The organism is Luteibacter sp. UNC138MFCol5.1, from assembly GCF_900110505.1.
GTDB lineage: Bacteria > Pseudomonadota > Gammaproteobacteria > Xanthomonadales > Rhodanobacteraceae > Luteibacter.
The window spans coordinates 236363-260021 of sequence record NZ_FODZ01000002.1 but is presented as its reverse complement, the minus strand read 5'-3'; the positions used below and the strand labels follow the sequence as shown (position 1 = coordinate 260021).

Sequence of the window (23659 nt, the reverse complement as noted above, 5' to 3'; positions counted from 1 at the left end):
CGAATCACGAACGATCCCGCGCGGGCGCCTCCACCGCGCCCGCCGCTTCCGCGAGGCGCCGTTGCGCCGCGTCGCCCTTGCGTTCGCTGTAGCGGCTCACCAGGTAGTCGCTCCTGCCGCGCACCAGCAGCGTGAACTTCACGAGCTCTTCCATGACGTCGACCACGCGATCGTAATAAGCGGACGGCTTCATCCGTCCGTCCTCGTCGAACTCCTGCCAGGCCTTCGCGACCGACGACTGATTGGGGATCGTGACCATGCGCATCCACCGGCCCAGCACGCGGAGCGCGTTGACCACGTTGAACGACTGCGAGCCGCCCGATACCTGCATCACCGCGAGCGTGCGCCCCTGCGTCGGCCGCACGCTACCGTCGTCGAGCGGCAGCCAGTCGATCTGGTTCTTGAACACGCCGGTGATCGTCCCATGCCGTTCCGGGCTGACCCACACCTGTCCCTCGGACCACAGCGAGAGCTCCCGCAGTCGCTGGACCTCCGGATGGCTCGCCGGGACGCTGTCGAGCATCGGAAGATCGTGCGGGTCGAATACCCGGGTCTCGGCACCGAGGTGGCGCAGAATGCGTTCCGCCTCGAGGGCGAGCTTCCGCGAATACGAAACCGGTCGCAGCGAGCCGTAAAGAATCAGGATCCGCGGCGGATGGCCGCCGTCGTCCGGCGTCCGCAGTCGCGCAGCGTCGGGCAGGGGAAGGTGGTCGATTTCCAGGTGCGGTACGGTGGTTGTCATCGGCATGCCCGGCATCAGTCTCGATTATTCTAGTTTTATCGAAATGACGAGGCAATCGATGCAGGCTCGCCACGTGGCGTACCGCCCCGTGCCGCGCTAGCATCGCCTGACCACTGCTTCGGAGAGCGTGCGGTCATGAATGCGACGGGCAAGGCATGGTTCGGCAGGAAGCGCGTGGGCTGGGGCATCGGGCCCCGAAGCTGGGAAGGATGGCTGGCGATCGCCGCGTACGTCGCGCTGATGATCGCGTCGTCGGCCCTTTCCACCGACGGCGCGCATCGCGTCATGGACGCCTCGATCAAGCTCGCGCTGACCGCGGCGCTCATCGTGCTGATGGTCGTGAAATCGCGGCGCTGAAAGCGCGACGCGCGAATACGAGACCCTGAAAACAACAAAGCCCCGCATCGCCGCGGGGCTTCGTCTATAATTGGTGCCCAAGAGAGGACTCGAACCTCCACGGTTTTACCCGCTAGTACCTGAAACTAGTGCGTCTACCAATTCCGCCACCTGGGCAGGTGTCCCGAAGCGATGTTGCCGCCCCGTGAGCCGCGTAGATTAGGTAGGTCGGGGAAACTTGTCAACGATTTTAACTCAGGATGTGAAACTATTTCGCGTCCCTCCTCAAAGGTCCTTACGTGACGAAGAAAAAGAAAGGTGCGGAAGCCGGTCACGGCCCCCGCAAAGCCAAGGCCAGCCGACCCGGCAAGGCGCTGGCGAAGTACCGCGACCGCATGCCGGCCCCCGCGGTCGTCGATCCCCACGCCGATCGCGAAGCGCAGCGCTACGAAAAGCCCATTCCCAGCCGCGAGGCGATCCTCGCCCTGCTCGAGGAGCGCGGCGAGCTGCTGATGGCCGAGGACATCGCGCGCGCGCTGCGTCTGTTCACCGATTACGAGATCAATGCGCTGGACCGGCGCCTCGGCGCGATGGTCCGCGACGGGCAGCTGCTCCGGAACCGCCGCGGCGGCTACGCGCCGGCGCAGAAGCTCAGCCTCATTCCCGGCCGCGTCATCGCCAACGCCGAGGGTTACGGCTTCCTGCGGCCCGACGAGGGCGGCGAAGACCTCTACCTGTCGCCGTCGCAGATGCGCAGCGTGCTGCACGGCGACCGCGTGCTCGCCAGCGTCGTCGGCATCGACCGTCGCGGACGCCGGCAGGGCGCGATCGTCGAGGTGCTGGAACGCCGCTCGCCGCGCCTGGTCGGGCGCGTGGTGGTGGAGAACGGCGTGACGCTCGTCGAACCCGACGACCGCCGCCTGCATCAGAACATCATGATTCCCGCCGGACGCGACGCGGGTGCCCGCTCGGGCGAGATCGTCGTGGCAGAGATCACCGATCCGCCGACGCCGCACCGTGGTCCCCTGGGCACGATCCGCGCGGTGCTGGGCGAGCGCCTGCAGCCGTCGCTGGTGGTGGAGATGGCGATCGCCAGCCACGACCTGCCGCACGAATGGCCGGCACAGGTCGTCCGCCAGGCGGAGGAGGTCGAGCCGAAGGTCACCGCGGAAGAGCGCAAGGGCAAGGTCGACCTGCGCAAGCTGCCGCTGGTCACGATCGACGGCGAGGATGCGCGCGACTTCGACGACGCGGTCTATGCCGAGTCCCTGAAGGGCGGTGGATTCCGTCTCATCGTGGCGATCGCGGACGTGTCGCACTACGTGCCCGTGGGCACGCCGCTCGACGTCGAGGCGTACGACCGCAGCACGTCGACGTATTTCCCCGGCTTCGTCGTGCCGATGCTGCCCGAGACGCTGTCCAACGGCATCTGCTCGCTCAATCCGAAGGTCGAACGCCTCTGCATGGTGTGCGACATGGAGGTCGACGAGGACGGCGAGGTCGTGCGGTCGAAGTTCTACGAGGCGGTGATGTACTCGCATGCGCGCCTCACGTACAACAAGGTCTGGCAGGCCGTCGGCGAGCGCGACGCCGACGTGCGCGACGAGATCGCGGACGTGCTGCCGCAGGTCGAGACGCTGTACAAGCTGTACAAGTCGATGGCGAAGGCGCGCAAGCGCCGCGGTGCGATCGATTTCGAGACGCCGGAGGTGAAGTTCCGCCTCGCGCCGTCGGGCGACGTCGTGTCGATGGGCGCCACCGATCGCAACGACGCGCACAAGCTCATCGAGGAATGCATGATCGCCGCGAACGTGCAGGCGGCGAAGTTCCTCTCGAAGCGCAGGATTCCCGCGCTCTATCGTGTGCACGCGCCACCGCCGGCCGAGAAGTACGAAGACCTCCTGCAGTTCCTGCGCGAGTTCAAGCTCAAGATGCCGCCGGCGGACGAAGTGACCCCGGCCGATTTCTCGGCGCTGCTGAAGAAAGTGCAGGACCGTCCCGAGGCCGAGCTGATCCAGTCGGTGCTCCTGCGCGCGCAGAGCATGGCCGTGTACCACCCCGAGAACCAGGGCCACTTCGGCCTCGCGCTCGATGCGTACGCCCACTTCACTTCGCCGATCCGCCGCTATCCCGACCTGCTCGTGCACCGCGCCATCCGCTACGCGCTGACCAAGGGCAAGCCGGCCGACTACACGTACAGCGAAGCGCAGATGGCCTCCATGGCCGTGCACTGCTCGCAGCGCGAGCGTCGTGCGGAAGAGGCCGAGCGCGACGTGGACGAGCGCTTCAAGTGCGCCTGGATGGAGAAGCACGTCGGCGAGGAATTCGCCGGCACGATCACGGGCGTCACGTCGTTCGGCCTGTTCGTCGAGCTCGCGGCGTCGCGCGTCTCGGGGCTGGTGCACGTGTCGCAGCTGCCGAACGATTACTACAAGTTCGATCCGGTGCGTCACCTGCTGTCGGGTGAGCGCACGGGGGCGCGCTATCGCCTTGGCGATTACGTCAGCGTGCAGGTGCTGCGCGCGAGCCTGGAGGATCGCAAGATCGACTTCCGTCTGGTCGCGCGCCTCGACGCGCTGCCGAAGCCACCTCCGCCGGTGCTCGCGCCGCCGCCGGCACCGGCGCCCCGTTCGGGCATGGCGGCCGCCGGCAAGGCCATCGGCCGCGCCGCGAAGAAAGCCGTCGGCAAGTTGTTCGGCACGAAGACGAAGCCGGCCGCGGCCGCCCCGAAGAAGACAGTCGCGAAGGCGGCGACGAAGAAGGCCGCTCCGGAGCCCAGGGCACCGGCGAAGCGTGCCACCGCGAAGACGGCGGCGAAGACCGCACCGCGTAAACCCAGGAGCAAGCCGCAGGTATGAGCGAGACGTGGATCGTAGGCATCAATCCGGTCGAAAGCGCCCTCGCCAACGACCCGGATCGTGTCCGTGAAGTATTGATCGAACAGAATTCGAAGAACGCGCGCGTCAACGAGATCGCCGCGCAGGCCCGCAAGCTGGGCCTGCCCGTGAAACCGGTGGGCAAGGAGCAGCTCGAGAAGCTCGGTGGCGAGGCGCGCCACCAGGGTGTGATCGCGCGTTACGAAACGCCGCCGCTGCGTGGCGAGAACGACCTGCCCGCGCTGCTCGAGAAGGCCGGCGCCGATGCGCTGGTGCTGGTCCTCGACGGCGTGACCGATCCGCACAATCTCGGCGCGTGCCTGCGCAGCGCGGCGGCGGCGAACGTCACGGCGGTCGTGGTGCCGAAGGATCGCGCCGTGGGCATCACGCCGACGGTGCGGCGCGCCTCCGCCGGCGGCGCGGATCTCGTGCCCGTGATCGCGGCGACCAACCTCGCGCGTGCCATGCGGCTGCTGAAGGACGCCGGCGTGTGGATCACGGGGCTGGACGGCGACACCGACCAGTCGATCTACGACATCGACCTGAAGGGGCCGGTCGCGCTGGTGATGGGTAGCGAGGGCGACGGCATGCGTCGTCTCACCCGCGAGACCTGCGACTTCGTGGCGAAGATTCCGATGCCCGGGGGCATGGAAAGCCTCAACGTGTCCGTGGCCACCGGCATCGTCCTGTTCGAGGCGCTGCGTCAGCGAGGAGTCAAGCGATGAACCTGTTCTGGCACGACTGGGCTGGCCTGATCGGCGTGGCGCTGGTGCTCCTGGCGTTCTTCCTGCTCCAGGCGCACAAGCTCTCGGGGCAGGGGTATCCCTATCAGTGGATGAACCTGGTGGGTGCGTTCGGCATCCTGCTGTCGCTGATCTTCGGCATGTTCAACCTGTCGGCGTTCCTGCAGGAGCTGGCGTGGTTCCTGATCAGCGTCTACGGGATCGTGCGGGGCGTGCGGGCGAGGAAAGCCGCTACCGTCGTGCCCTGACGCCGTCGCGGCTCGTATCGCCGATACGATCGGCTCCCACCCTTCGGTAGGTGGGCGGCCGATCGCATCGGCGATACGGGTTACGGCGCGGTCAGGCTGACGCCGTAAAATGCACGACGGCATCGCGCGATGCCGCCTGGCGGGACGACCCGCCGGCGCCTGTCGAATTCGGGGACGACCCCGCGCAACGCGGAGTCAAAGCCATGTACTGGATCGTCCTCGTGGTCGCCGGCCTGTTCGAGATCGGCTGGGCCATCGGCCTCAAATACACCGAAGGGTTCACCCGCCTCGTACCCAGCGTGCTGACCGGCGCGGCGATGGTCGTCAGCATCGTGTTGCTGGCGCTCGCGGCGAAGAAACTGCCGCTCGGCACGGCCTACGCCGTGTGGACCGGCATCGGAGCCGTGGGTGCCGTGACGCTCGGGATCGTGCTGTTTGGCGAGTCCGCGCAGCCGTTGCGGCTGCTGTGCGTCGGCTTGATCGTGGCGGGGATCGTCGGGCTGAAGCTGACGGCCTGACCCCCATCGCACGCGTGCCGTCGCCGGTAGGAGCGCGCCCTGCGCGCGACATGTTTTGAGGCCAGGCGCGCAGGCCCCGGACGCTTTCGCGAAACGATGTCGCGCGCAGGGCGCGCTCCTACGACGATTCGGCGCTTATTTCTCGAAGTCCGGATTCGCGGTCGTGTCGCGCTTCGTGCGCGGCGCGACCAGCGGTTCGCCGTGCACCACGAACCAGACGTTCTCCGCGATGTTCGTCGCGTGGTCGCCGATGCGTTCGATGTTCTTCGCCATGAACAGCAGGTGCGTGCACGGCGTGATGTTGCGCGGGTCTTCCATCATGTAGGTGAGGAGGGCGCGGAACACCACGGTGTACGCCTCGTCGAGCTCGGCATCGGACTTCCACACTTCGTACGCCGCCTCGGCGTCCTGCTCGTCGTACGCCTTGAGCACGTTGCGCAGCTGGTCGGCGGCGAGTTCGGCGAGGTTCGCGAGGCCGCCGGCCGCGGTGATAGGGGCGACGCGGCTGAGCGGGATCGAGCGCTTGGCCACGTTCGCGGCGTAATCGCCGATGCGTTCGATGTCGGCGGCGATGCGCAGCGCGGCGAACACGTTGCGCAGGTCGCCGGCGATCGGGGCGCGCAGCGCGAGCAGGCGCACCACGTCCTGGCTGACTTCCTGCTCGAGCGAGTCGATGGCGTCGTCGTTGTCGACCACGCGCTGCGCCGCGCGCTCGTCGCGGCGCTCGACGACGTCGATGGCGGCTTCGAGCTGCGCGATGGCGAGCTCGCCCATCCGGACGATCTCGCGGGTCAGGCGCTTCAGTTCGTCGTCGTAGCTCTTGATGATGTGCTGGTGCGTGGTGTTCATCGCTTGCCTCGGAGTCGGGGGCTCAGCCGAAACGGCCGGTGATGTAGTCTTCGGTCTGCTTCTTGTCCGGCTTGGTGAAGATCTTTTCCGTCCGGTCGAATTCGATCAGCTCGCCCATGTACATGAACGCGGTCATGTCGGAGACGCGCGCGGCCTGCTGCATGTTATGCGTCACGATGACGATCGTGAAATCCTTCTTCAGCTCTTCCACCAGCTGCTCGATGCGGCTGGTCGCGATCGGGTCGAGCGCCGAGGTCGGCTCGTCGAGCAGGAGCACTTCCGGCTTCAGCGCGATGCCGCGCGCGATGCACAGACGCTGCTGCTGGCCGCCGGACAGACCGAGCGCGCTGTTCTTGAGCTTGTCCTTCACCTCGTCCCACAGCGCGGCGCCGCGCAGCGCCTGCTCGACGCGGCTTTCCATCTCCGAGCGCGACAGCTTCTCGTGGTGGCGGATGCCGTAGGCGACGTTCTCGAAGATCGTCATCGGGAACGGCACGGGCTTCTGGAACACCATGCCCACCTTGCTGCGCAGGCGGTTGAGCGAGTACTTCGGATCGAGGATGTTCTCGCCGTCGAGGATGATCTCGCCGCTGGCGCGCAGGCCCGGATAGATCGCGTAGATGCGGTTGAAGATGCGCAGCAGGGTGGACTTGCCGCAGCCGGACGGGCCGATGATGGCCGTCACCTTCTTCTCCGGCACGTCCATCGAGATGTGCTTGAGCGCGTGGAAATCGTTGTAGTGGAAGTTCACGTCGCGCGCGACCATCTTCGGCGCCGCCTGGTCGAGGTCCGCGGTCGCGGCGTGGGGCGACGTGCCGAAGCCCGGCTGGGAAGCGACTTCGTTCATGTTAGTCATGGGACACCTTGGAGCGCGAGAAGGCGAAGCGGGCGATCAGGCTGAGCGCCAGCACGAACATGGTGAGGACGAAGGCGCCGGCCCAGGCGAGCACGTTGATGTCGGGGCTCGGGTCCTTCGTGTATTCGTAGATGACCTGCGGCAGGCTCGGCATCTTGTCGATCGGGTTGAACGTCATGAAGTTGTTGCCGAACGCCGTGAAGAGCAGCGGTGCCGTCTCGCCGCTGATGCGCGCCAGCGCCAGCAGCACGCCGGTGACGATGCCGGAGCGCGCCGCGCGGACCAGGATCTGCATCGTGAGCTTCCACTGCGGAACGCCGAGCGAGAGCGCGGCCTCGCGCAGGGTACCCGGCACCAGGCGGAGCATCTCGTCGGTGGTGCGCACGATGACGGGCAGGGCGATCAGGGCCAGCGCGATGCCGCCGGCGATGCCGGAGAACGTCACGTCGCCGTTGGTCAGCCACTTCGACGGCAGCACGACCACGGTGTACACGAACAGACCCAGCACGATCGACGGTGCGGAAAGCAGGATGTCGTTGAGGAAGCGGATGGTGGGTCCGAGCTTCGAGCGCATCGAGTACTCGGCCAGCCACGTGCCGGCGGCCACGCCGATCGGCGTGGCGATCAGGATGCCGAGGATGTTGAGGATCAGGCTGCCGACCATGGCGTTGGCCAGACCGCCTTCCTCGCGGTACGCGGTGATCTTGGTGAACAGCTGCGGCTTGAGGCCGGCGATGCCCTGGCTGAGGGTCTCCCAGAGGATCCAGGCCAGGAAGAGCAGGCCGATCGCGGTGGCCGCCATGCTCAGCGCCATCGCGATGACGTTCTTGATCCGGCGCGTGGTGTAGAGGGCCGTGGACATTACTTGCCCTCCTTCGTGGCCAGGCGGCGCAGCATCAGGCGCGCGATGAGCAGCACGATGAAGGTCACGACGAAGAGCAGGAAGGCCAGCGCCATCAGCGCGGAGCGCTGCAGGCCCTGCGCCTCGCCGAACTGGTTGGCGATGGTCGAGGCGATCGAGCTGCCCGTCTCCAGCAGCGACCAGGAGAACTTGAAGGTGTTGCCGAGCACGAAGGCAACGGCCATCGTCTCGCCGAGCGCGCGGCCGAGGCCGAGGAAGATGCCGCCGATGACCGCCGTGCGCGTATAGGGCACCACGATGTCCCAGACCACTTCCCACGTGCTGGAGCCCAGGGCGTATGCCGATTCCTTCAGGCGGGTCGGCACCGTCTGAAATACCTCGCGCATCACCGACGAGATGAAGGGAATGATCATCACCGCCAGCACGAGGCCGGCCGTGAAGACGCCCGCGCCGAAGAAGGGGTACTCGCTGGCGAAGAACTTCGCGATCCACGGCACGTGCTGCACGATCCACGAGACCTGGCCGTCGGGCGGATCGGCGCTGAAGTTGTTCATCAGCCACGGCTTGACGTGCTCGGCGACGAACGGCGCGAAGATGAAGAGGCCCCACATGCCGTAGATGATCGACGGGATGCCCGCGAGCAGTTCGATGGCGGAGCTGACCGGACCGCGCAGCCACTGCGGGGCGATCTCGGTGAGGAAGAGGGCGATGCCGAAGCTCACCGGCACGGCGAAGAGCAGGGCGATGAAGGCGGTGCCCACGGTGCCCATGATCGGCACGAGCGCGCCGTACTGGTCGTTGCTCGGATCCCAGGCGGCGCTGGTGAGGAAGCCGAAGCCGAAGGTATGGAAGGCGTCCATGCCGAGCCACAGCGTGGACCCGGCGGCGCCGACGAGCGCCAGCAGGACGAGCAGGGCACAACCCTTGAGGACCCACCCGAAGAGGCGGTCGTCGCGCGAGTCCTTCGCGTTGCGGGCCGCTTCGGAAGCGCGTTCGGCGCTGGGAACGGCGGTGCTGACGGTGGCGTGCATGCGAATGCGATTCCTGGCTCTTGCAAGCTTGAAGGTCGCCGCCCCGCGAGGAGGCGGCGACCCCGGTAGGTCGTAACCCTGACCGGCCGATGTGTCAGCCGGATGGCAGGGGCCGGCCGATTACTTGAAGTCCGAAGCCCAGTAGGCCTGGATCTTCTGCGACAGCGTGGCCGGCAGCGCGACGTAGTCGAGCGAAGCGGCGTCGGCCTGGCCCTTCTCGAGCGACCACTTGAAGAAGTCGAACGCCACCTTGGTGTGCGACGCGTTCTTCGACTTCTTGTACATGATGATCCAGGTCGTCGCGGTGATCGGCCATGCCTGGTCGCCCGAGGCGTTGGTCATGATCACGTTGAAGTCCTTGGCCGAGGCCCAGTCGGCCGTGGCGGCGGCGGCGCCGAACGACTCGGCGTTCGGCTGCACCCACTTGCCGGCGGCGTTCTGCATCTGCGCGAAGGCGATGTTGTTCTTCTTCGCGTAGGCGTATTCGACGTAACCGATCGAGCCCGGGATCTGGCGCACGTACTGCGCGACGCCTTCGTTACCCTTGCCGCCCACGCCGGCCGGCCACTCGACGGCCGTGCCGAACTTCACCTTCGACGCCCACTCCGGGCTCACCTTCGACAGGTAGTTGGTGAAGTTGAACGAGGTGCCCGAACCGTCCGAGCGGTGCACGACCGTCACCTTGACGTCGGGGATCTTCACGCCCGGGTTCAGCGCGGCGATCGCCGGGTCGCTCCAGCGGGCGATCTTGCCGAGGTAGATGTCGGCGAGCACGGCGCCGGTCAGCTTCAGCTGGCCCGCCTGGATGCCCTGGATGTTCACCACCGGCACGATGCCGCCGACGACGCTGGGGAACTGGCCCAGGCCGAACTTGGTGAGGTCTTCGCTGCTCATCGGGGCGTCGGAGGCGCCGAAGTCGATGGTGCCTTCCTTGATCTGGGCGATACCGGCGCCCGAGCCCACGGACTGGTAGTTCAGCTTGTTACCCGTAGCCTCGGCGTACTTGGCCGACCACTTCGAGAGGACGGGATAGACGAAGCTCGAACCGGCACCGGTAATGTCGGTGGCCTGAGCGGCGCCCATGCCGAAGATGGAGGCGGCGACCAGCGCGGCAATACGGAGTTTGCGTGTGAACACGGAGTGATCCTCGGTGGAGAAAGTGTCGGGCGAGGCCCGCCCGGGGCCGTATTCCAGCCCTGCCGTGTTGCAATGAGACGTACCGAATGTTGCAGCGGTATGACAGCCGCCGCTTTGCTGTCATATTCAGGAACTTACGAAATCCCTCAAGCGCCTTGCGCGACCAGAGGAACGGCCGTTTCGGCGGCGGCGAGCTCCAGCCGACGCCAGCGATTGACGATCTCGCAGAAGAGCTCGGCGGTGCGCTCGGCGTCGTAGATCGCCGAATGGGCCTCGCGGGTGTCGAAGTCGATGCCCGCCGCCAGCACGGCCTTGCTCAGCACCGTCTGCCCATAGGCCAGGCCGCCGAGGGTGGCCGTGTCGAAACAGCTGAAGGGATGGAACGGGTTGCGCTTGTGCGCCACGCGGCGCACGGCCGCGTTGAGGAAAGCGAGGTCGAAGGCGGCGTTGTGGCCGACCAGCACCGCGCGCTGGCAGCCGGCGACCCGCACCGCCTCGCGCACCGCGTTGAACACGTGATCGAGCGCCTGGCGCTCGGGCAGGGCGCCGCGGAAGGGGTGGTCGGGATCGATGCCGGTGACCTCGAGCGAGCGCGGATCGATGTTCGCGCCCGGGAACGGCTCGACGTTCGCCGCCACGACCGGCTGGGGCACCAGCAGCCCGGACGGTTCCATCGCGATGGTGACGACGGCGATCTCCAGCAGCGCGTCGCGCTCGGCGTCGAAGCCGCCGGTTTCCACGTCGACCACCACCGGAAGGAATCCCCTGAACCGCCCGGCCATGGTCGTAGCGGTGCTGTTACTCGTCGTATCCATCCACGAAGGATATCAGTCCGGCGCCCCTACGGGCACGGGCGTTAAGGAAACGTGCTCGTGTCGCCGTTCTGTCACAAAAACGGCATCGAACCGTAAACGCCGCGGCCCATTCTTCGCGCCGTTGGCCCCGTTGAGGTTTTTCGGACAGAAAAAACTCAGACCGGGGGACAGGGGTTCCACACACATTCCATCCTTAAGCGGAGACATCCCATGCGTTCCAAGTTGCTCACGGTGGCCATCGCCGCCGGTCTGGGCCTGACCAGCTTCTCGGCCCTGGCCGCGACGCCGAAGTCGCAGCCGGCCCGGGTCACGGTCGACGCCGCCACCCTCCAGCAGCTGCAGGCGCAGCTGGCCGCCCTCCAGGCCAAGGTTTCCGAACTGGAAGCCAAGCAGGAAGCGCAGGCCGACGCGCAGGTCGAGACCGCCAAGACGATCAACGACGTCCAGGTCGCCGCCGCCAAGCCGACCGACGATCTGACAAAGCGTCTCGACAAGCTCGCCAAGGTCGTGGACAACACCCACGTCGGCGGCACGATGTTCTTCGACGTGTCGAATATCGACCACAACGAGAAGGTCGGCAACGCCCGCGGCCGCCAGGTGGACGGCCACGGCGCCGTCAACGGCACCGGTTTCGACGTCAAGCGCTTCTACCTGATCGTCGACCACACCTTCGACGATGTCTGGTCGGCCAACCTGACCACCGACTTCAACTACCAGTCGACGCTGTCGCAGACCAGCCTCTTCGTGAAGAAGGCCTACGTGCAGGGCAAGTTCGATCCGCTCTTCACCGTGCGCTTCGGTTCGGCCGACATGCCCTGGATCCCGTTCGTGGAGAAGGTGTACGGCTATCGCTACGTCGAGAACACCATCACCGACCGTTCGTTCGAAGGCGGTCGTAGCGGCTCGACCGCGACCGCCGGCGGCGTCGGCGCGTTCGGCAACTCGGCCGACTGGGGTGTCCACGCCCTGGGCGCGACGACCGGCGACAACTCGATCAACTACCAGGTCTCGGTGGTCAACGGCCGTGGCTTCCGCAACCTGAGCCGCTCCAAGTCGGTCGATACCGAAGCCCGCTTCGCCTACTCCCCGATCGAGCAGCTGATCCTGGCTGTCGGCGGCTACACCGGCAAGCGCGGCAACGACGTCGAGAACGGCGCGCCGACCCGCACCGCGACGCGTGGCGACGGCCTCGTCGCCTGGCGCGACAAGACCTGGGGTGTCGGTCTGGAGTACTTCCACACCGAAAACTGGGACGACATCCTGAAGTACCCGGGTAGCGGCAATGGCGTGGGCACGGCGCAGGGCACGAAGAAGGATAAGGCCGACGGCTACTCGCTGTTCGCCGACTGGAAGTTCTACGACCAGTTCGCCGTGTTCGCCCGTTACGACAAGGTCGACTACAAGTACACGACCCTCACGAACGTCGAGCGCAAGCTCAAGGACAAGTACTACAACGCCGGCGTCTCGTACGACGTGCTGAAGAACCTCAAGCTCGCCCTCGTCTACAAGCACAACAAGCTCGACGGCCCGTTCGCGACGCCGTACCACTACAAGACCGACGAAGTCGGCTTCTGGGGCATGCTGAGCTTCTGAACCGGTATCGGAAAGGAGTTCGACTCAAGGACGAACCGACGGCGGGCGCAAGCCCGCCGTTTTCTTTTGAGCGTTTTCGCAAACCTGGTGCGTTCACTGACCAGATTGCGAAACGTCTCAGTCCGGCGACTGCCGTTCGGACGTCCAAACCCTGAACGCAGCGCACCGTAAACGTGTTCGCGAACTGCGAAAAACCGTGGCCATATCACGTTTTTGGCGAAAGGTACGCATCGATTCTGAATTTGGTGCGTCGCCACACTTGCAATCGCTACGTGCGCTGCGTAGGTTCGGCCGCATGGACCGCCATCCCGCCACGCTCCTGCGACGCATCGCCAGCACGTTCCTCGTGCTGATCGCGCTGTTCGTCGTGTGCGGCGGCGTGCAGGCCATGCCGTGTCCGTCGTCCCCGGCCAACGCGGAGACGCAGCACGAGGTGCTCCTCGCCGCGGCCGACGATGGCGTCGCGCCCGACGACCAGGACGCCGTCCCGTCCCTCGAAGACAATACTGGCGGACTCGACGACACCTTCGACGTGCCGACCGAGCACGCGGTCGCCGTGTCGCACCTTATCGCCGTGCGTCCGCCGGGCATCGCTCCCGGCGCGCACGCGCACGCGCCCAACGCCGAGCTTCGCCCTCCGATCGCCTGATCGAGCGGCCCGACCGTGCGCGTCCGCGCACGGTTTCCTTGCATCGCCTCATCCCCCGACGCCGGTCCTCGAGGACCGATAGTCCACGGGCGCCTGCGCCCGACCATCCCGCTTCCCCAACGAGGAATACACCATGGAACGTCTCATCCAGGGTTTCGATCACTTCCGCCGCCACATGACCGACGAGCAGCGCGACACCTTCGCGCGCCTCGCCTCCGGCCAGACGCCGCACACGATGTTCATCACCTGCGCCGACTCGCGCGTGATGCCTGAAATGATCTTCAACGCCCAGCCGGGCGACCTGTTCGTCTACCGTAACGTCGGCAACATCGTCCCGCCGTACGCGCAGCACGTCAGCGGCGTCGTCGCCGCCATCGAATACGCCGTGACGGCGCTGAAGGTGCAGCACATTGTGATCTGCGGCCATTCGGACTGCGGCGCGATGAAGGCCCTGCAGAACCCGGCGGCGCTCAAGGGCAAGCCGTCCGTCGAGCAGTGGCTGAAGCACGCCGATGTCGCCCGCTACGTCGTCGCCGAGAACCGCCCGACGATCCTGGGCGAGGAAGGCCTGCGTTACCTCACCGAGGAGAACGTCGTCGGCCAGCTGGAGCACATGCGTACCTTGCCCGCGGTCGCCGCCGCGATGGCCAACGGCAGCCTGCGCATCCACGGCTGGATCTACGACATCGCCAAGACCGAAATCACCGCGTTCGATCCGCTGGAGGGCCGCTTCCGTCCGCTCCTCGCCGACGACGCGAACCACCCGGATGCCACCCCGCACGCGCGCTTCTCCACGCCGCTGCCGGTGGCGACGGCGGCCTGATCAAGGAACATCACGCCATGCGCGCTTACTTCTCCCAGGGCCTCTTTGGCCGCGACCTCCTCGGATCGGTGGTCGTTTTTCTTGTCGCACTGCCGCTGTGCATGGGTATCGCGATCGCGTCGGGCATGCCGCCCAGCGCGGGACTGATCACCGGTATCGTCGGCGGCATCGTCGTGGGCGCCATCGCCGGGTCGCCGTTGCAGGTGAGCGGCCCCGCGGCGGGCCTCGCGGTCCTGGTCTTCGAACTCGTGCGCGAGCACGGCGTGGCCGCGCTCGGCCCCGTCGTGCTGCTGGCCGGCCTCATCCAGCTCGTCGCCGGCCTGTGCAAGGTCGGCGTCTGGTTCCGGATGACCTCGCCCGCCGTGGTGGCCGGCATGCTCTCGGGCATCGGCATCCTGATCGTCGCGTCGCAATCGCACGTGCTGCTCGACGCCATCCCGAAGGCACGCGGCCTCGAGAACTTCGCCGCGCTGCCGGCGGCGGCGTGGGAGTCGGTGACCGGCGCGGCGGAAGGGCAGGCGCCCGCGGCGTTGATGATCGGCCTCGGCACGATCGCGATCATGTTCTTCTGGGAAAAGCTTCGTCCGGCGAAGGTGCGCTTCGTTCCCGGCGCGCTGCTGGCCGTCGTGGCGATGACGGCGGCGGCGCAGTTCGGCGCGCTCGACGTCAAGCGGGTGGACGTGCCGGCCAACCTGTTCTCGGCGGTGTCGCTGCCGACGATGGGCAGCCTCTTCGGCCTGTTCGACTCGACCCTGCTGATCGCCGCCGTGACGTTCGCGTTCATCGCGAGCGCCGAGACGCTGCTGTCGGCGGCCGCGGTGGATCGCATGCACGACGGCGTGCGCACGAACTACGACCGTGAGCTGACGGCGCAGGGCGTGGGCAACCTGGTCTGCGGTTTCCTCGGCGCGCTGCCGATGACCGGCGTGATCGTGCGCAGCGCCGCCAACGTGCAGGCCGGCTCGGCCACGCGCATGGCGACGATCTATCACGGCGCCATGTTGCTGGCGTTCGTGATGCTGCTGCCGTGGCTGATGCGGATGACGCCGGTCTCGTGCCTCGCGGGCATCCTCGTGTTCACCGGCGTGAAGATGGTGAACCCGAAGCAGATCAAGGATCTCGCGGCTTACGGCAAGGGCACGGCCGCGGTGTACGTCGCCACGACCGTCGCCATCGTCGCCACCGATCTGCTCACGGGCGTGATCGTCGGCTTCGGCCTGTCGCTGCTGCGCCTCGCCTTGCTCTCGTCGAAACTGAAGATGGATGTCACGCACCACGACGAGCCGGGTACGGCGACGCTGCATCTCGAAGGCTCGGCCACGTTCCTGAAGGTGCCGACGATGGCCCGTACGCTGGAGGCGATCCCGCCGAACACCCGCCTGTCGGTGATGATGGATCGACTGCACCACGTCGATCAGGCGTCGCTGGAACTGCTCCGCGAGTGGGGCCGGAACGCGTCGAAGCGCGGATGCGAACTGATCGTCGACTGGCAGGAGCTCGGCCGACGCGTGGAAGGCGCGCGACGGGCGGCATAACGGCCGCCTGTCCTCCCTCATCTGTTGGAGCGGACCTGGCCGCGACAGCCCTTCGCGATGAGCAACAGGTCCTGCTGCCGATCGCGAAAAGCCGTCGCGGCCAGGTCCGCTCCCACAGCGCTTCGTCCGGCCAGGTCGGCTCCCACAGCGGTTCGTCGCGGTCAGGAGGCTTTCGTCTTGTGCCGGTAGGCGCACAGGTCGACGATCGCGCAGGTCGGGCATTCCGGCTTGCGCGCCTTGCACACGTAACGGCCGTGCAGGATCAGCCAGTGGTGGGCATCCTGGATGAACTCCTTCGGGATGACCTTCTCGAGCTTGTCCTCGACCTTGCGAACGTCCGGGCCGGGCGCGAGCCCTGTGCGGTTCGCGACGCGGAAGATGTGCGTGTCGACGGCGATGGTCGGCTGGCCGAACGCGGTATTGAGAACCACGTTGGCCGTCTTGCGGCCGACACCGGGCAGTTCCTCGAGCGCCTCGCGCGTCGTCGGTACCTCGCCGGCATAGCGGTCGACGAGGATCTGGCTCATGGCGATGAGGTTCTTCGCCTTGTTGTTGTAGAGGCCGATCGTGCTGATGTAGCTCTTGAGCTTCTCGAGGCCGAGATCGAGGATCTTTTGCGGCGTGTTCGCCACGGGGAACAGCTTGCGCGTGGCCTTGTTCACGCCGACGTCCGTGGCCTGCGCGGATAGCGCCACGGCCGCCAGCAGTTCGAACGGGGTCGTGTATTCCAGCTCCGTTTTCGGATGCGGGTCGAGTTCGCGCAGGCGCGTGAACATCTCGACGATGTCGGCCTTCTTCACGTCGGATCCTTCTTCTTCGCTTTCGCCCGTGCGAGCGCTTCGAGTACGGCGTTTCGCGCGGTGGGCGCCGCGACGTCGGCCTTGCTGGCGGCCAGCTGGCGTTCGCGTTGTTCGCGATCGTGGGCGAGGCGGCGCTCGCGGCGCTGGAAGCGCGTGCGCGCGGCGTCGGCGTGCGCCTTGTCGCCGGCCTGCGCCAGCGGCATCGGGTCGAGCGCGATGCAGTCGACGGGGCAGGCGGGCACGCAGAGCTCGCAGCCGGTGCAGAGATCGGCCATCACCGTGTGCATCTGTTTCGACGCGCCGACGATCGCGTCGACGGGGCAGGCCTGGATGCACTTCGTGCAGCCGATGCAGTCGGCTTCGACGACGCGTGCGAGCGTGCGCGGCTTTTCGATGCCGCGCGAGGTATCGAGCGGTATCGCCGGACGGTCGAGCAGGGCCGCCAGCCGGGCGATGCCGAGCGTGCCGCCGGGCGGGCAGCGGTCGATCGCCGCCTCGCCGGCGGCGATCGCCTCCGCATACGGGCGGCAACCGTGGAAACCGCATTGCTCGCACTGCGTCTGCGGCAGCAGGTCGTCGATACGGTCGGCGAGCGTTGGCGTCATGGCTGGCGCGTGCCGGGGAGGGGAATCAGCGGACGGTCGCGCCCGGCGCCGCGCCCTGGTCGGCGTCGAGCAGGAACAGGTCGCTGCCGCCGTCGCCGGCCGACAGCACCATGCCTTCCGAGATGCCGAAACGCATCTTGCGCGGCGCGAGGTTGGCGATGAAGACGACGTTGCGGCCGACGAGCTTCTCCGGCTCGCCATAGGCGGCGCGGATGCCCGAGAAGATCTGGCGCGTGCCGAGCGGACCGGCGTCGAGTTCGAAGCGCAGCAGCTTGTCGGAGCCTTCGACGAACTCGCAGGCGACCACCTTGCCGACGCGCAGGTCGAGCTTCGCGAAGTCGTCGATGGAAATGGTGGCGGTGTCGGTCGTGGCGTCGGTCATCGGCTTCGGTGCTTCTTTGGCTTTCTTGGAGGGCTTGTTTTCCGCGGCGACGGCTTTGGCCTGTTCCGCCGGCGAGAGGGATTCCTTCGACGCGTCGACCATGGCGTCGATCTTCTTCGGATCGAGGCGGCCGAACAGCGGCGAGAACGCGTTGACGGTGTGGCCGAACAGCTCGCGGCGCGCGTCGTCGAAGCCGGTGATCGGCGCCGCGAGGAAGGCCTCGGCGGCGGCGACCGTGATCGGCAGGATCGGCTTGAGCAGGCCCGAGAGCAGCCGGAACGCGTTGATGGCGAACGTGCACACCTGCTGCAGCTCGTCGCGGCGGGCCTCGTCCTTCGCGATCACCCACGGCGCCTTCGCGGCGATGTAGCCGTTGACGGCGTCGGCCATGGCGACGAACCGGCGCGAGACCTCGGCGAATTCATCCGCTTCGTATACCGCCTCGATGCCGTCGTACTGCGCGAGCAGCTCCTTCCAGAGCGCGGTCGCCTCGACATCGAAACGGTTGGCGAGCGTGCCGCCGAAGTGCGTGTGCAGGAAACCCGCGGTGCGGCTGGCGATGTTCGCCCACTTGCCCACGAGGTGCGAGTTGACGCGCTCCTCGAACGACTTCAGGTCGAGGTCGACGTCGACCGGCTGAGGCCCGAGCATGGTGGCGAAGTAGTAGCGCAGCGCTTCCGGATCGAGCCCCGCGTCGAGGTACGTGCGGGCCTGGATGAACGTGCCGCGCGATTTCGACATCTTCGCGCCGTTGACGGTGAGGTACCCGTTGACGTGCAGCGCGGTGGGCGTGCGCATGCCCGCGCCGTGCAGCATCGCCGGCCAGAACAGGCCGTGGAAGTTGATGATGTCCTTGCCGACGAAGTGGTGCATCTCGGCGGTGCTGTCGGTGCCGAGGAAGTCGTCGAAGCGCAGGCCCGTGCGCTCGCACAGGGCCTTGAACGAGGCGAGGTAGCCGACGGGCGCGTCGAGCCAGACGTAGAAGAACTTGCCCGGCGCCTCGGGGATCGGGAACCCGAAATACGGCGCGTCGCGCGAGATGTCCCAGTCGCGCAGTCCACCGTCGAGCCACTCCGCGAGCTTGGCGGACACGCCGCTGTTCGCGACCGGCTTGCCGTTCGTCAGCCTGCCGGCGAACCAATCGCGCAGCAGGGTCTCGAATTTGCCGAGCTCGAAGAAGTAGTGCTCCGAATCGCGCAGGACGGGCGTGGCACCCGACATCACCGAGTACGGATTGACGAGGTCGGTCGGCGCGTAGGTGGCGCCGCAGTTCTCGCAGTTGTCGCCGTACTGGTCGGGCGTGCCGCAGTTCGGGCAGGTGCCCTTGATGTAGCGATCCGGCAGGAACATGTCGCGCTCGGGATCGTACAGCTGCTGGATGTCGCGGCGGGCGATGTAGCCGGCGTCGCGCAGTCGCGTGTAGATCGCCGTCGCGAGATCCTGGTTCTCGGGCGAGTGCGTGGTGTGGTACTGGTCGTAGCTGAAATGGAAGTCGGTGAAGTCGGCTTCGTGACCGGCGCGGATCCCCGCGATGTAGTCTTCGGGCGACTTTCCGACCTTTTCGGCCGCGAGCATGATCGGCGTGCCGTGGGCGTCCTCGCCGGCGACATACCACACCTCGTTGCCCTGCATTCGCTGCGCGCGCGCCCAGATATCGGCCTGGATGTAGCCGAGCATGTGGCCCAGGTGGAGCGGGCCGTTGGCGTAGGGAAGGGCGTTGGTGACGAGGATGCGGCGGGCCATGATTCGCACGGTCGGCTTATGGACCGCGGATTATGGCATGGCCGGCCGGCGCCGGGCCGCCGTTCGGGCGGCCCGCGTCGGTCCCGCGGGGGCTGGGGCCTATTCCGCCCGCACCCACTCCTGGCTGCGGCCGATGAGCGAGAAGCCGATGTAGCCGTGGACGTCCAGCTTCTTGCCGCCGTCCTCCAGCTTGATCGTGACCTTGTAGATCTTGCCCTTGGCCGGATCGAGGATCTGGCCGCCGGACCATTCGTCGCCGTCCTTCTTCAGGCCCCACATGATGGTCATGCCTTCGATGGGCTTGTCCTTGCGCTCGCCCGAGCACTCGGTGCACTTCGGATGCGGGCCGTGATCCGACTTGAGCACCTGGAGCACCTTGCCCTCCAGCAGCCCGCCGTTCTCGGTGATCTCGACGATCGACTTCACCTCGTGGGTCTTGTCGTCGATGGTCTTCCACTTGCCGACCGGCGTGGTGCTGTCGGCCAGGGCGGGGAGGGCGCTCGCGGCCAGCGCGAGGGCGAGAGTGGTACGGATCAGGTGCTTCATAGGCGTCGCGTTCCCCATACGGTCAGGTACGGCCGGAGCCTGACGAGCGGCGGGGCGGGCGTCAAGCTGCAATGCGCCAGACCGCCGTCCGCTTCCCACAAGGCGGTGGGAGGTTGAGGTGGCATAATGGGCGATCTTCGATTTTCCTCACGTCTCCCAATGACCCAGGCCAGCGAAACCCTCGTCCGCGGCATCCTCGACCGCGTCCTCGATCCCCATTCGGGCCAGCCGCTCGGCGCCGCCGTGCGCGCCGTGGGCGTGGACGGCGACCGCGTGTCGGTCGACATCCAGCTCGGCTACCCGGCCGCCGGTTACGTCGAACAGGCCGCCGCCGAGGCGCGGGCCGCGCTCGAAGCGGATCCGGCCATCGCCGCCGCCGCGGTTTCCGTGACCTGGCGCGTGCACGCGCACAAGGTGCAGGGGCAGCTGGCGCCGCAGCCGGGCGTCAAGAACATCGTCGCCGTCGCCTCGGGCAAGGGCGGCGTGGGCAAGTCCACGCTCTCGGTGAACCTCGCGCTGGCGCTGGCCGCCGAAGGTGCGAAGGTCGGCATCCTCGATGCCGACATCTATGGCCCGAGCCAGCAGCGCATGCTCGGCCTCAGCGGCAAGCCCGCGTCGCCGGACGGCAAGAGCATCGAGCCGATGCGCGCGCACGGTCTGCAGGCCATGTCGATCGGCGTCCTCATCGAAGAGGACACGCCGATGATCTGGCGCGGCCCCATGGTCACCCAGGCGCTGATGCAGCTGCTCAACGACACGCGCTGGGACGACCTCGACTACCTGATCATCGATCTGCCGCCCGGCACGGGCGACATCCAGCTGACGCTGTCGCAGAAAGTCCCGGTGTCGGGCGCCGTCATCGTCACGACGCCCCAGGACATCGCGCTGCTCGACGCCCGCAAGGCGCTGGGCATGTTCCGCAAGGTGGAGGTGCCCGTGCTCGGCGTGGTCGAGAACATGGCGACCCACATCTGCTCGAACTGCGGGCACGAGGAGCACATCTTCGGCCAGGGCGGCGGCGCGCGCATGGCGGCGGACGCGGGCATCGCGTACCTCGGCGACCTGCCGCTCGACATCCGCATCCGCGAGCAGGCCGACCAGGGCAACCCGACCGTCGTCGCCATGCCGGAGTCCGACCTCGCGGCGCGCTACCGTTCGATCGCCCGGCACACGGCGGCGAAATTGTCGCTGCAGGCCCGCAACAAGGCGATTTCGTTCCCCAAGATCGTCATCCAGAACACGTAAGCACACGCCGGCTGGCACGTTCGCCGACGTTCCTATACCTTTCCGGCTCCAGCGAGGGAGACCCAAGTGAGCATCAAGTCCGACAAGTGGATCCGCCGCATGGCCGAGCAGCACGGCATGATCGAGCCGTTCGCCCCCGGCCAGGTCAAGGAGCGCGACGGCCACCGGCTCGTGTCGTACGGCACGTCCAGCTACGGCTACGACGTCCGCTGCGCCGACGAATTCAAGGTGTTCACCAACATCAACTCGACGATCGTCGACCCGAAGGCGTTCGACGAACGCAGCTTCGTCGACATCAAGTCCGATGTCTGCATCATCCCGCCGAACTCGTTCGCGCTGGCGCGCACCGTCGAGTACTTCCGCATCCCGCGCAAGGTGCTGACGATCTGCCTCGGCAAGAGCACCTACGCGCGTTGCGGCATCATCGTGAACGTGACGCCGCTCGAGCCGGAATGGGAAGGCCATGTCACGCTCGAGTTCTCGAACACGACGCCGCTGCCCGCGAAGATCTACGCGAACGAGGGCGTGGCGCAGATGCTCTTCCTCGAGTCCGACGAGGAGTGCGAAGTGTCGTACGCCGACCGTGGCGGCAAGTACCAGGGCCAGCGCGGCGTCACGCTGCCGAGCACCTGAACGGCCTTCACGTCTCCGCCGCGCGCGACACGTCCACGCGGTAGACTCGCCCCTTTCCACGCCTCACCCGATCCACGGAGACACCGCATGATCCGAGTTCCCACCCTGATGGCCCGCGCCGCCGCGGCGATCCTCCTCGCCAGCATGCTGGTGCTCGCCGGCTGCCACCGTGGCGCCTCGAAGTCCGACCCCGCCGTGGCGACGCAGGGCCAGTTCGATTACACGATCAAGGCGTACAAGAGCGGCCAGTTCCTGGTCGACGGCGCCGTGCTTTCCGCCGCCGACACGGGCAGCCACTTCGCCTACCTGAAGGACCAGGGCAAGCTGCCGAAAACGGTCCTGGTGCTGCCGAGCGACGACTCGAAGATCCGCGACAACCACCTCGGCTTCATGGCCCGCATGCAGCTGGATTACGGCTTCACCGTGTACTACGACAAGAAGGGCGAGCTCGTGCGCCTGAACGCGGTGGAAGAGAACGCCCGCCAGCTGGAAGACACCCCGCACAAGGCGGCGCTGCCGGATCGCATGCAGGGTAAGGAAGCCTCGAGCGGCGCTTACGACCCGCAGACGCAGCAGTAAGAAAGCGCGCAAGCGCTTCTGTAGGAGCGAGCCCTGCTCGCGACATCTTCTCGCGGGAGGCCACAGGCCCTCGCGAGGGTGCCGCGGCGGGGCTCGGTCGTTTCACGGCCTGCGACGTCCGGCTCCGCACCGTATCGCCGATACGATCGGCTCCCACCCTCCGGTAGCAGGCCTGCGGCGAGCCGTCTACCGAAAGGGTGGAAGCCGATCGCATCGGCGATCCCGCGCAGCGGGCACCCTCGCGATAGGCCACCTACCGAAGGGTGGGAGCCGATCGCATCGGCGATCCCGCGCAGCGGGCCCACCGCGAGCGCACGGCTCAGGCCTGGATATCCAATCCAGCGCGCAAAGCTTCCACGAGCCGCTCCGCCACACCATCCGCATAAGCCTCCGCCGTCCCCGAGCCCCAGACCGGCCCCGGCCACGCCGCATCGCCTTCGCGACGGGCGACGACATGCACGTGCAGCTGCCGGACGACGTTGCCCAGCGCGCCCACGTTGAGCTTGTCGCACGGGGCTGACGCACGAAGCGCCGCCGCCGCTTCGTCCACTTCCCGCCAGAGCCGGGCGCGATCGTCGGCCGGCAGGTCGGCGATTTCCACCAGCCCCTCCCGACGAGGCACAAGAACGAGCCACGCGAAGCGCGCATCGTGCATCAAGAGGACGCGGCACAAGGCGAGGTCGCCGACGAGGAGGGTGTCGCCGGCGAGTCGCGGATCGAGGTCGAACGGAGCGCTCACGCGAGTTCGCGGGCGAAGAACGCCAGGGTGCGTTCCCAGGCCAGCTTCGCGCTCGGTTCGTCGTAGCTGGCGCGCACGTCGCAGTTGAAACCGTGGTCGGCGGGGTAGACCCAGGTGTCCATCTCCGGCTTCAGCTCGCGGTGCTTTTCCACCATGTCCGGCGGGATCGAATGGTCGCGCTCGCCGAAGTGGAAGATCACGTCGGCTTTCGCCGGCTCGGTCAGGAACGGCACGTTGCGCGACCCGTAGTAGCTCGCCGAGGGCAGGCCGTGACGGAGCGCGGCCAGCATGGCGACGGTGCCGCCCCAGCAGTACCCGACGGTTCCGACCTTCACCTTGTAGTTGTCCGCCAGGTACTTCGCGGCGATGACGCTGTCGTCCGTCGGGCGACGCAGCCCGAGTTCGGCCACGCATTTCAGGCCCTTGGTCATGCCCTCCTGGTCGTAGCCCGTCTCGACGCCCTTCTCGATCGGGTCGAACAGGGCCGGGGCGATGGCGACGTAGCCCTCGGCGGCGAAGCGGTCGGCGACGCTGCGGATGTGCGCGTTGACGCCGAAGATCTCCTGGATCACCACGATGCCGCCCCGGGGCGTGCCGGCCGGCTCGGCGAGGTACGCGTCCATGTCTTCGTGCGGCCGGGAGGTATCGAGATTCAGGGTGCGACCCATGGGGAAACTCCGTGTGGGGAAAAGTCCGGCAAGGGTAACCGGACGAGGCTGTCGGTGGTCTTACGGACGCTTCGCCGGCCCCGGCCGGCCCGACCGGCTATAATGC

Annotated in this window: 25 protein-coding genes and 1 tRNA gene; 12 read left to right on the top strand and 14 right to left on the bottom strand. The window is 67.2% G+C overall.

The window, feature by feature from the left end; all coding sequences use genetic code 11:
* Positions 1-4 precede the first annotated feature (4 nt).
* The gene (arsH, locus tag BMY69_RS05510; protein WP_177191083.1) at positions 5-742 is read right to left on the bottom strand and encodes an arsenical resistance protein ArsH; all 738 of its coding nucleotides are present in this window, start codon (positions 740-742) and stop codon (positions 5-7) included.
* Positions 743-877: 135 nt separating this feature from the next.
* Between arsH and BMY69_RS05505 the strand changes: the two genes are divergently transcribed.
* Positions 878-1099 carry a hypothetical protein gene (locus BMY69_RS05505; protein WP_090052747.1) on the top strand — a complete coding sequence of 74 codons (222 nt, stop codon included), beginning with the start codon at positions 878-880 and terminating at the stop codon, positions 1097-1099.
* A gap of 71 nt (positions 1100-1170) precedes the next feature.
* Here the strand turns inward: BMY69_RS05505 and BMY69_RS05500 are convergent.
* A tRNA-Leu gene (locus BMY69_RS05500) sits at positions 1171-1255 on the bottom strand.
* A 218-nt stretch (positions 1256-1473) separates the two neighbouring features.
* On the opposite strand from BMY69_RS05500, the gene rnr reads away from it, so the two are divergent.
* From rnr to sugE, 4 genes are all read left to right on the top strand, one after another.
* Positions 1474-3936 carry a ribonuclease R gene (gene rnr / locus BMY69_RS05495; RefSeq protein WP_090176918.1) on the top strand — a complete coding sequence of 821 codons (2463 nt, stop codon included), beginning with the start codon at positions 1474-1476 and terminating at the stop codon, positions 3934-3936.
* Positions 3933-4679: a 23S rRNA (guanosine(2251)-2'-O)-methyltransferase RlmB gene (gene rlmB, locus BMY69_RS05490; protein WP_090175888.1), complete on the top strand. Its 747-nt coding sequence runs from the start codon at positions 3933-3935 to the stop codon at positions 4677-4679. The genes rnr and rlmB overlap by 4 nt, the downstream gene beginning before the upstream one ends.
* Positions 4676-4945, top strand: a complete 270-nt coding sequence (locus BMY69_RS05485; RefSeq protein WP_090052751.1) for a CBU_0592 family membrane protein — start codon at positions 4676-4678, stop codon at positions 4943-4945. Before rlmB ends, BMY69_RS05485 begins: the two co-directional genes overlap by 4 nt.
* A 203-nt stretch (positions 4946-5148) precedes the next feature.
* A complete protein-coding gene (sugE, locus tag BMY69_RS05480; RefSeq protein ID WP_090175886.1) occupies positions 5149-5463 on the top strand; it encodes a quaternary ammonium compound efflux SMR transporter SugE in 315 nt (104 codons plus the stop codon).
* Between the two features lie 135 nt (positions 5464-5598).
* Here the strand turns inward: sugE and phoU are convergent, their stop codons facing one another.
* From phoU to rnt, 6 genes are all read right to left on the bottom strand, one after another.
* Positions 5599-6312 carry a phosphate signaling complex protein PhoU gene (gene phoU, locus BMY69_RS05475; RefSeq protein ID WP_090175885.1) on the bottom strand — a complete coding sequence of 238 codons (714 nt, stop codon included), beginning with the start codon at positions 6310-6312 and terminating at the stop codon, positions 5599-5601.
* Between the two features lie 22 nt (positions 6313-6334).
* Positions 6335-7078, bottom strand: a complete 744-nt coding sequence (gene pstB, locus BMY69_RS05470; RefSeq protein ID WP_255364499.1) for a phosphate ABC transporter ATP-binding protein PstB — start codon at positions 7076-7078, stop codon at positions 6335-6337.
* Between the two features lie 82 nt (positions 7079-7160).
* Positions 7161-8030 carry a phosphate ABC transporter permease PstA gene (gene pstA, locus BMY69_RS05465; protein WP_090052758.1) on the bottom strand — a complete coding sequence of 290 codons (870 nt, stop codon included), beginning with the start codon at positions 8028-8030 and terminating at the stop codon, positions 7161-7163.
* A complete protein-coding gene (gene pstC / locus BMY69_RS05460) occupies positions 8030-9061 on the bottom strand; it encodes a phosphate ABC transporter permease subunit PstC (RefSeq protein WP_090175881.1) in 1032 nt (343 codons plus the stop codon). The genes pstA and pstC overlap by 1 nt, the downstream gene beginning before the upstream one ends.
* 120 nt (positions 9062-9181) lie before the next feature.
* A complete protein-coding gene (gene pstS, locus BMY69_RS05455) occupies positions 9182-10198 on the bottom strand; it encodes a phosphate ABC transporter substrate-binding protein PstS (RefSeq protein ID WP_090052762.1) in 1017 nt (338 codons plus the stop codon).
* A 146-nt stretch (positions 10199-10344) separates the two neighbouring features.
* Positions 10345-11013 (bottom strand): ribonuclease T, encoded by a 669-nt coding sequence (rnt, locus tag BMY69_RS05450; RefSeq protein ID WP_090175879.1) that lies wholly within the window; start codon positions 11011-11013, stop codon positions 10345-10347.
* A 210-nt stretch (positions 11014-11223) separates the two neighbouring features.
* Here rnt and BMY69_RS05445 point away from each other — a divergent pair, with 210 nt between their 5' ends.
* The 4 genes from BMY69_RS05445 (at position 11224) to BMY69_RS05430 (ending at position 15613) form a co-directional block, all read left to right on the top strand.
* Positions 11224-12606, top strand: a complete 1383-nt coding sequence (locus tag BMY69_RS05445) for a hypothetical protein (RefSeq protein WP_090052766.1) — start codon at positions 11224-11226, stop codon at positions 12604-12606.
* A gap of 295 nt (positions 12607-12901) precedes the next feature.
* Complete coding sequence (locus BMY69_RS05440) at positions 12902-13255, top strand: hypothetical protein (RefSeq protein WP_090175877.1); 354 nt, start codon at positions 12902-12904, stop codon at positions 13253-13255.
* A gap of 133 nt (positions 13256-13388) precedes the next feature.
* Positions 13389-14078: a carbonic anhydrase gene (locus BMY69_RS05435; RefSeq protein ID WP_090175876.1), complete on the top strand. Its 690-nt coding sequence runs from the start codon at positions 13389-13391 to the stop codon at positions 14076-14078.
* A gap of 17 nt (positions 14079-14095) precedes the next feature.
* Positions 14096-15613, top strand: a complete 1518-nt coding sequence (locus BMY69_RS05430; RefSeq protein ID WP_090175874.1) for a SulP family inorganic anion transporter — start codon at positions 14096-14098, stop codon at positions 15611-15613.
* 161 nt (positions 15614-15774) lie between these two features.
* Here the strand turns inward: BMY69_RS05430 and nth are convergent, their stop codons facing one another.
* From nth to BMY69_RS05410, 4 genes are all read right to left on the bottom strand, one after another.
* Positions 15775-16389: an endonuclease III gene (gene nth / locus BMY69_RS05425; RefSeq protein ID WP_090176916.1), complete on the bottom strand. Its 615-nt coding sequence runs from the start codon at positions 16387-16389 to the stop codon at positions 15775-15777.
* A gap of 20 nt (positions 16390-16409) precedes the next feature.
* Entirely contained in the window at positions 16410-17018 is a 609-nt protein-coding gene (gene rsxB, locus BMY69_RS05420) for an electron transport complex subunit RsxB (protein ID WP_090175872.1), read from the bottom strand.
* A 25-nt stretch (positions 17019-17043) separates the two neighbouring features.
* Entirely contained in the window at positions 17044-19143 is a 2100-nt protein-coding gene (metG, locus tag BMY69_RS05415) for a methionine--tRNA ligase (protein ID WP_090175871.1), read from the bottom strand.
* A gap of 99 nt (positions 19144-19242) precedes the next feature.
* Positions 19243-19689: a DUF2147 domain-containing protein gene (locus tag BMY69_RS05410; RefSeq protein WP_090175869.1), complete on the bottom strand. Its 447-nt coding sequence runs from the start codon at positions 19687-19689 to the stop codon at positions 19243-19245.
* A 159-nt stretch (positions 19690-19848) separates the two neighbouring features.
* On the opposite strand from BMY69_RS05410, the gene apbC reads away from it, so the two are divergent.
* From apbC to BMY69_RS05395, 3 genes are all read left to right on the top strand, one after another.
* Complete coding sequence (gene apbC / locus BMY69_RS05405) at positions 19849-20934, top strand: iron-sulfur cluster carrier protein ApbC (protein ID WP_090175867.1); 1086 nt, start codon at positions 19849-19851, stop codon at positions 20932-20934.
* A 66-nt stretch (positions 20935-21000) separates the two neighbouring features.
* The gene (gene dcd / locus BMY69_RS05400) at positions 21001-21567 is read left to right on the top strand and encodes a dCTP deaminase (protein WP_090052782.1); all 567 of its coding nucleotides are present in this window, start codon (positions 21001-21003) and stop codon (positions 21565-21567) included.
* Between the two features lie 87 nt (positions 21568-21654).
* Positions 21655-22146, top strand: coding sequence for a hypothetical protein (locus BMY69_RS05395; protein WP_090175865.1), 492 nt, complete (start codon positions 21655-21657; stop codon positions 22144-22146).
* 319 nt (positions 22147-22465) lie between these two features.
* Here the strand turns inward: BMY69_RS05395 and BMY69_RS19855 are convergent, their stop codons facing one another.
* Together BMY69_RS19855 and BMY69_RS19850 are read right to left on the bottom strand one after the other, a co-directional pair.
* Positions 22466-22885: an HIT domain-containing protein gene (locus BMY69_RS19855; protein ID WP_255364471.1), complete on the bottom strand. Its 420-nt coding sequence runs from the start codon at positions 22883-22885 to the stop codon at positions 22466-22468.
* Positions 22882-23553: a dienelactone hydrolase family protein gene (locus tag BMY69_RS19850; RefSeq protein WP_255364470.1), complete on the bottom strand. Its 672-nt coding sequence runs from the start codon at positions 23551-23553 to the stop codon at positions 22882-22884. The genes BMY69_RS19855 and BMY69_RS19850 overlap by 4 nt, the downstream gene beginning before the upstream one ends.
* Positions 23554-23659: the final 106 nt, after the last annotated feature.

What these genes read in the sequence shown, in the direction of transcription:
- pstA (WP_090052758.1), bottom strand. Translation starts at nt 8,030, where the DNA reads ATGTCCACGGCCCTCTACACCACGCGCCGGATCAAGAACGTCATCGCG.
- BMY69_RS05435 (WP_090175876.1), top strand. Translation starts at nt 13,389, where the DNA reads ATGGAACGTCTCATCCAGGGTTTCGATCACTTCCGCCGCCACATGACC.
- BMY69_RS05395 (WP_090175865.1), top strand. Translation starts at nt 21,655, where the DNA reads ATGATCCGAGTTCCCACCCTGATGGCCCGCGCCGCCGCGGCGATCCTC.
- rnt (WP_090175879.1), bottom strand. Translation starts at nt 11,013, where the DNA reads ATGGATACGACGAGTAACAGCACCGCTACGACCATGGCCGGGCGGTTC.
- BMY69_RS05440 (WP_090175877.1), top strand. Translation starts at nt 12,902, where the DNA reads ATGGACCGCCATCCCGCCACGCTCCTGCGACGCATCGCCAGCACGTTC.
- metG (WP_090175871.1), bottom strand. Translation starts at nt 19,143, where the DNA reads ATGGCCCGCCGCATCCTCGTCACCAACGCCCTTCCCTACGCCAACGGC.
- phoU (WP_090175885.1), bottom strand. Translation starts at nt 6,312, where the DNA reads ATGAACACCACGCACCAGCACATCATCAAGAGCTACGACGACGAACTG.
- rsxB (WP_090175872.1), bottom strand. Translation starts at nt 17,018, where the DNA reads ATGACGCCAACGCTCGCCGACCGTATCGACGACCTGCTGCCGCAGACG.
- BMY69_RS05445 (WP_090052766.1), top strand. Translation starts at nt 11,224, where the DNA reads ATGCGTTCCAAGTTGCTCACGGTGGCCATCGCCGCCGGTCTGGGCCTG.
- rnr (WP_090176918.1), top strand. Translation starts at nt 1,474, where the DNA reads ATGCCGGCCCCCGCGGTCGTCGATCCCCACGCCGATCGCGAAGCGCAG.
- pstB (WP_255364499.1), bottom strand. Translation starts at nt 7,078, where the DNA reads ATGGTCGCGCGCGACGTGAACTTCCACTACAACGATTTCCACGCGCTC.
- rlmB (WP_090175888.1), top strand. Translation starts at nt 3,933, where the DNA reads ATGAGCGAGACGTGGATCGTAGGCATCAATCCGGTCGAAAGCGCCCTC.
- BMY69_RS19850 (WP_255364470.1), bottom strand. Translation starts at nt 23,553, where the DNA reads ATGGGTCGCACCCTGAATCTCGATACCTCCCGGCCGCACGAAGACATG.
- BMY69_RS05505 (WP_090052747.1), top strand. Translation starts at nt 878, where the DNA reads ATGAATGCGACGGGCAAGGCATGGTTCGGCAGGAAGCGCGTGGGCTGG.
- BMY69_RS05410 (WP_090175869.1), bottom strand. Translation starts at nt 19,689, where the DNA reads ATGAAGCACCTGATCCGTACCACTCTCGCCCTCGCGCTGGCCGCGAGC.
- sugE (WP_090175886.1), top strand. Translation starts at nt 5,149, where the DNA reads ATGTACTGGATCGTCCTCGTGGTCGCCGGCCTGTTCGAGATCGGCTGG.
- arsH (WP_177191083.1), bottom strand. Translation starts at nt 742, where the DNA reads ATGACAACCACCGTACCGCACCTGGAAATCGACCACCTTCCCCTGCCC.
- BMY69_RS05485 (WP_090052751.1), top strand. Translation starts at nt 4,676, where the DNA reads ATGAACCTGTTCTGGCACGACTGGGCTGGCCTGATCGGCGTGGCGCTG.
- nth (WP_090176916.1), bottom strand. Translation starts at nt 16,389, where the DNA reads ATGTTCACGCGCCTGCGCGAACTCGACCCGCATCCGAAAACGGAGCTG.
- pstC (WP_090175881.1), bottom strand. Translation starts at nt 9,061, where the DNA reads ATGCACGCCACCGTCAGCACCGCCGTTCCCAGCGCCGAACGCGCTTCC.
- apbC (WP_090175867.1), top strand. Translation starts at nt 19,849, where the DNA reads ATGACCCAGGCCAGCGAAACCCTCGTCCGCGGCATCCTCGACCGCGTC.
- BMY69_RS05430 (WP_090175874.1), top strand. Translation starts at nt 14,096, where the DNA reads ATGCGCGCTTACTTCTCCCAGGGCCTCTTTGGCCGCGACCTCCTCGGA.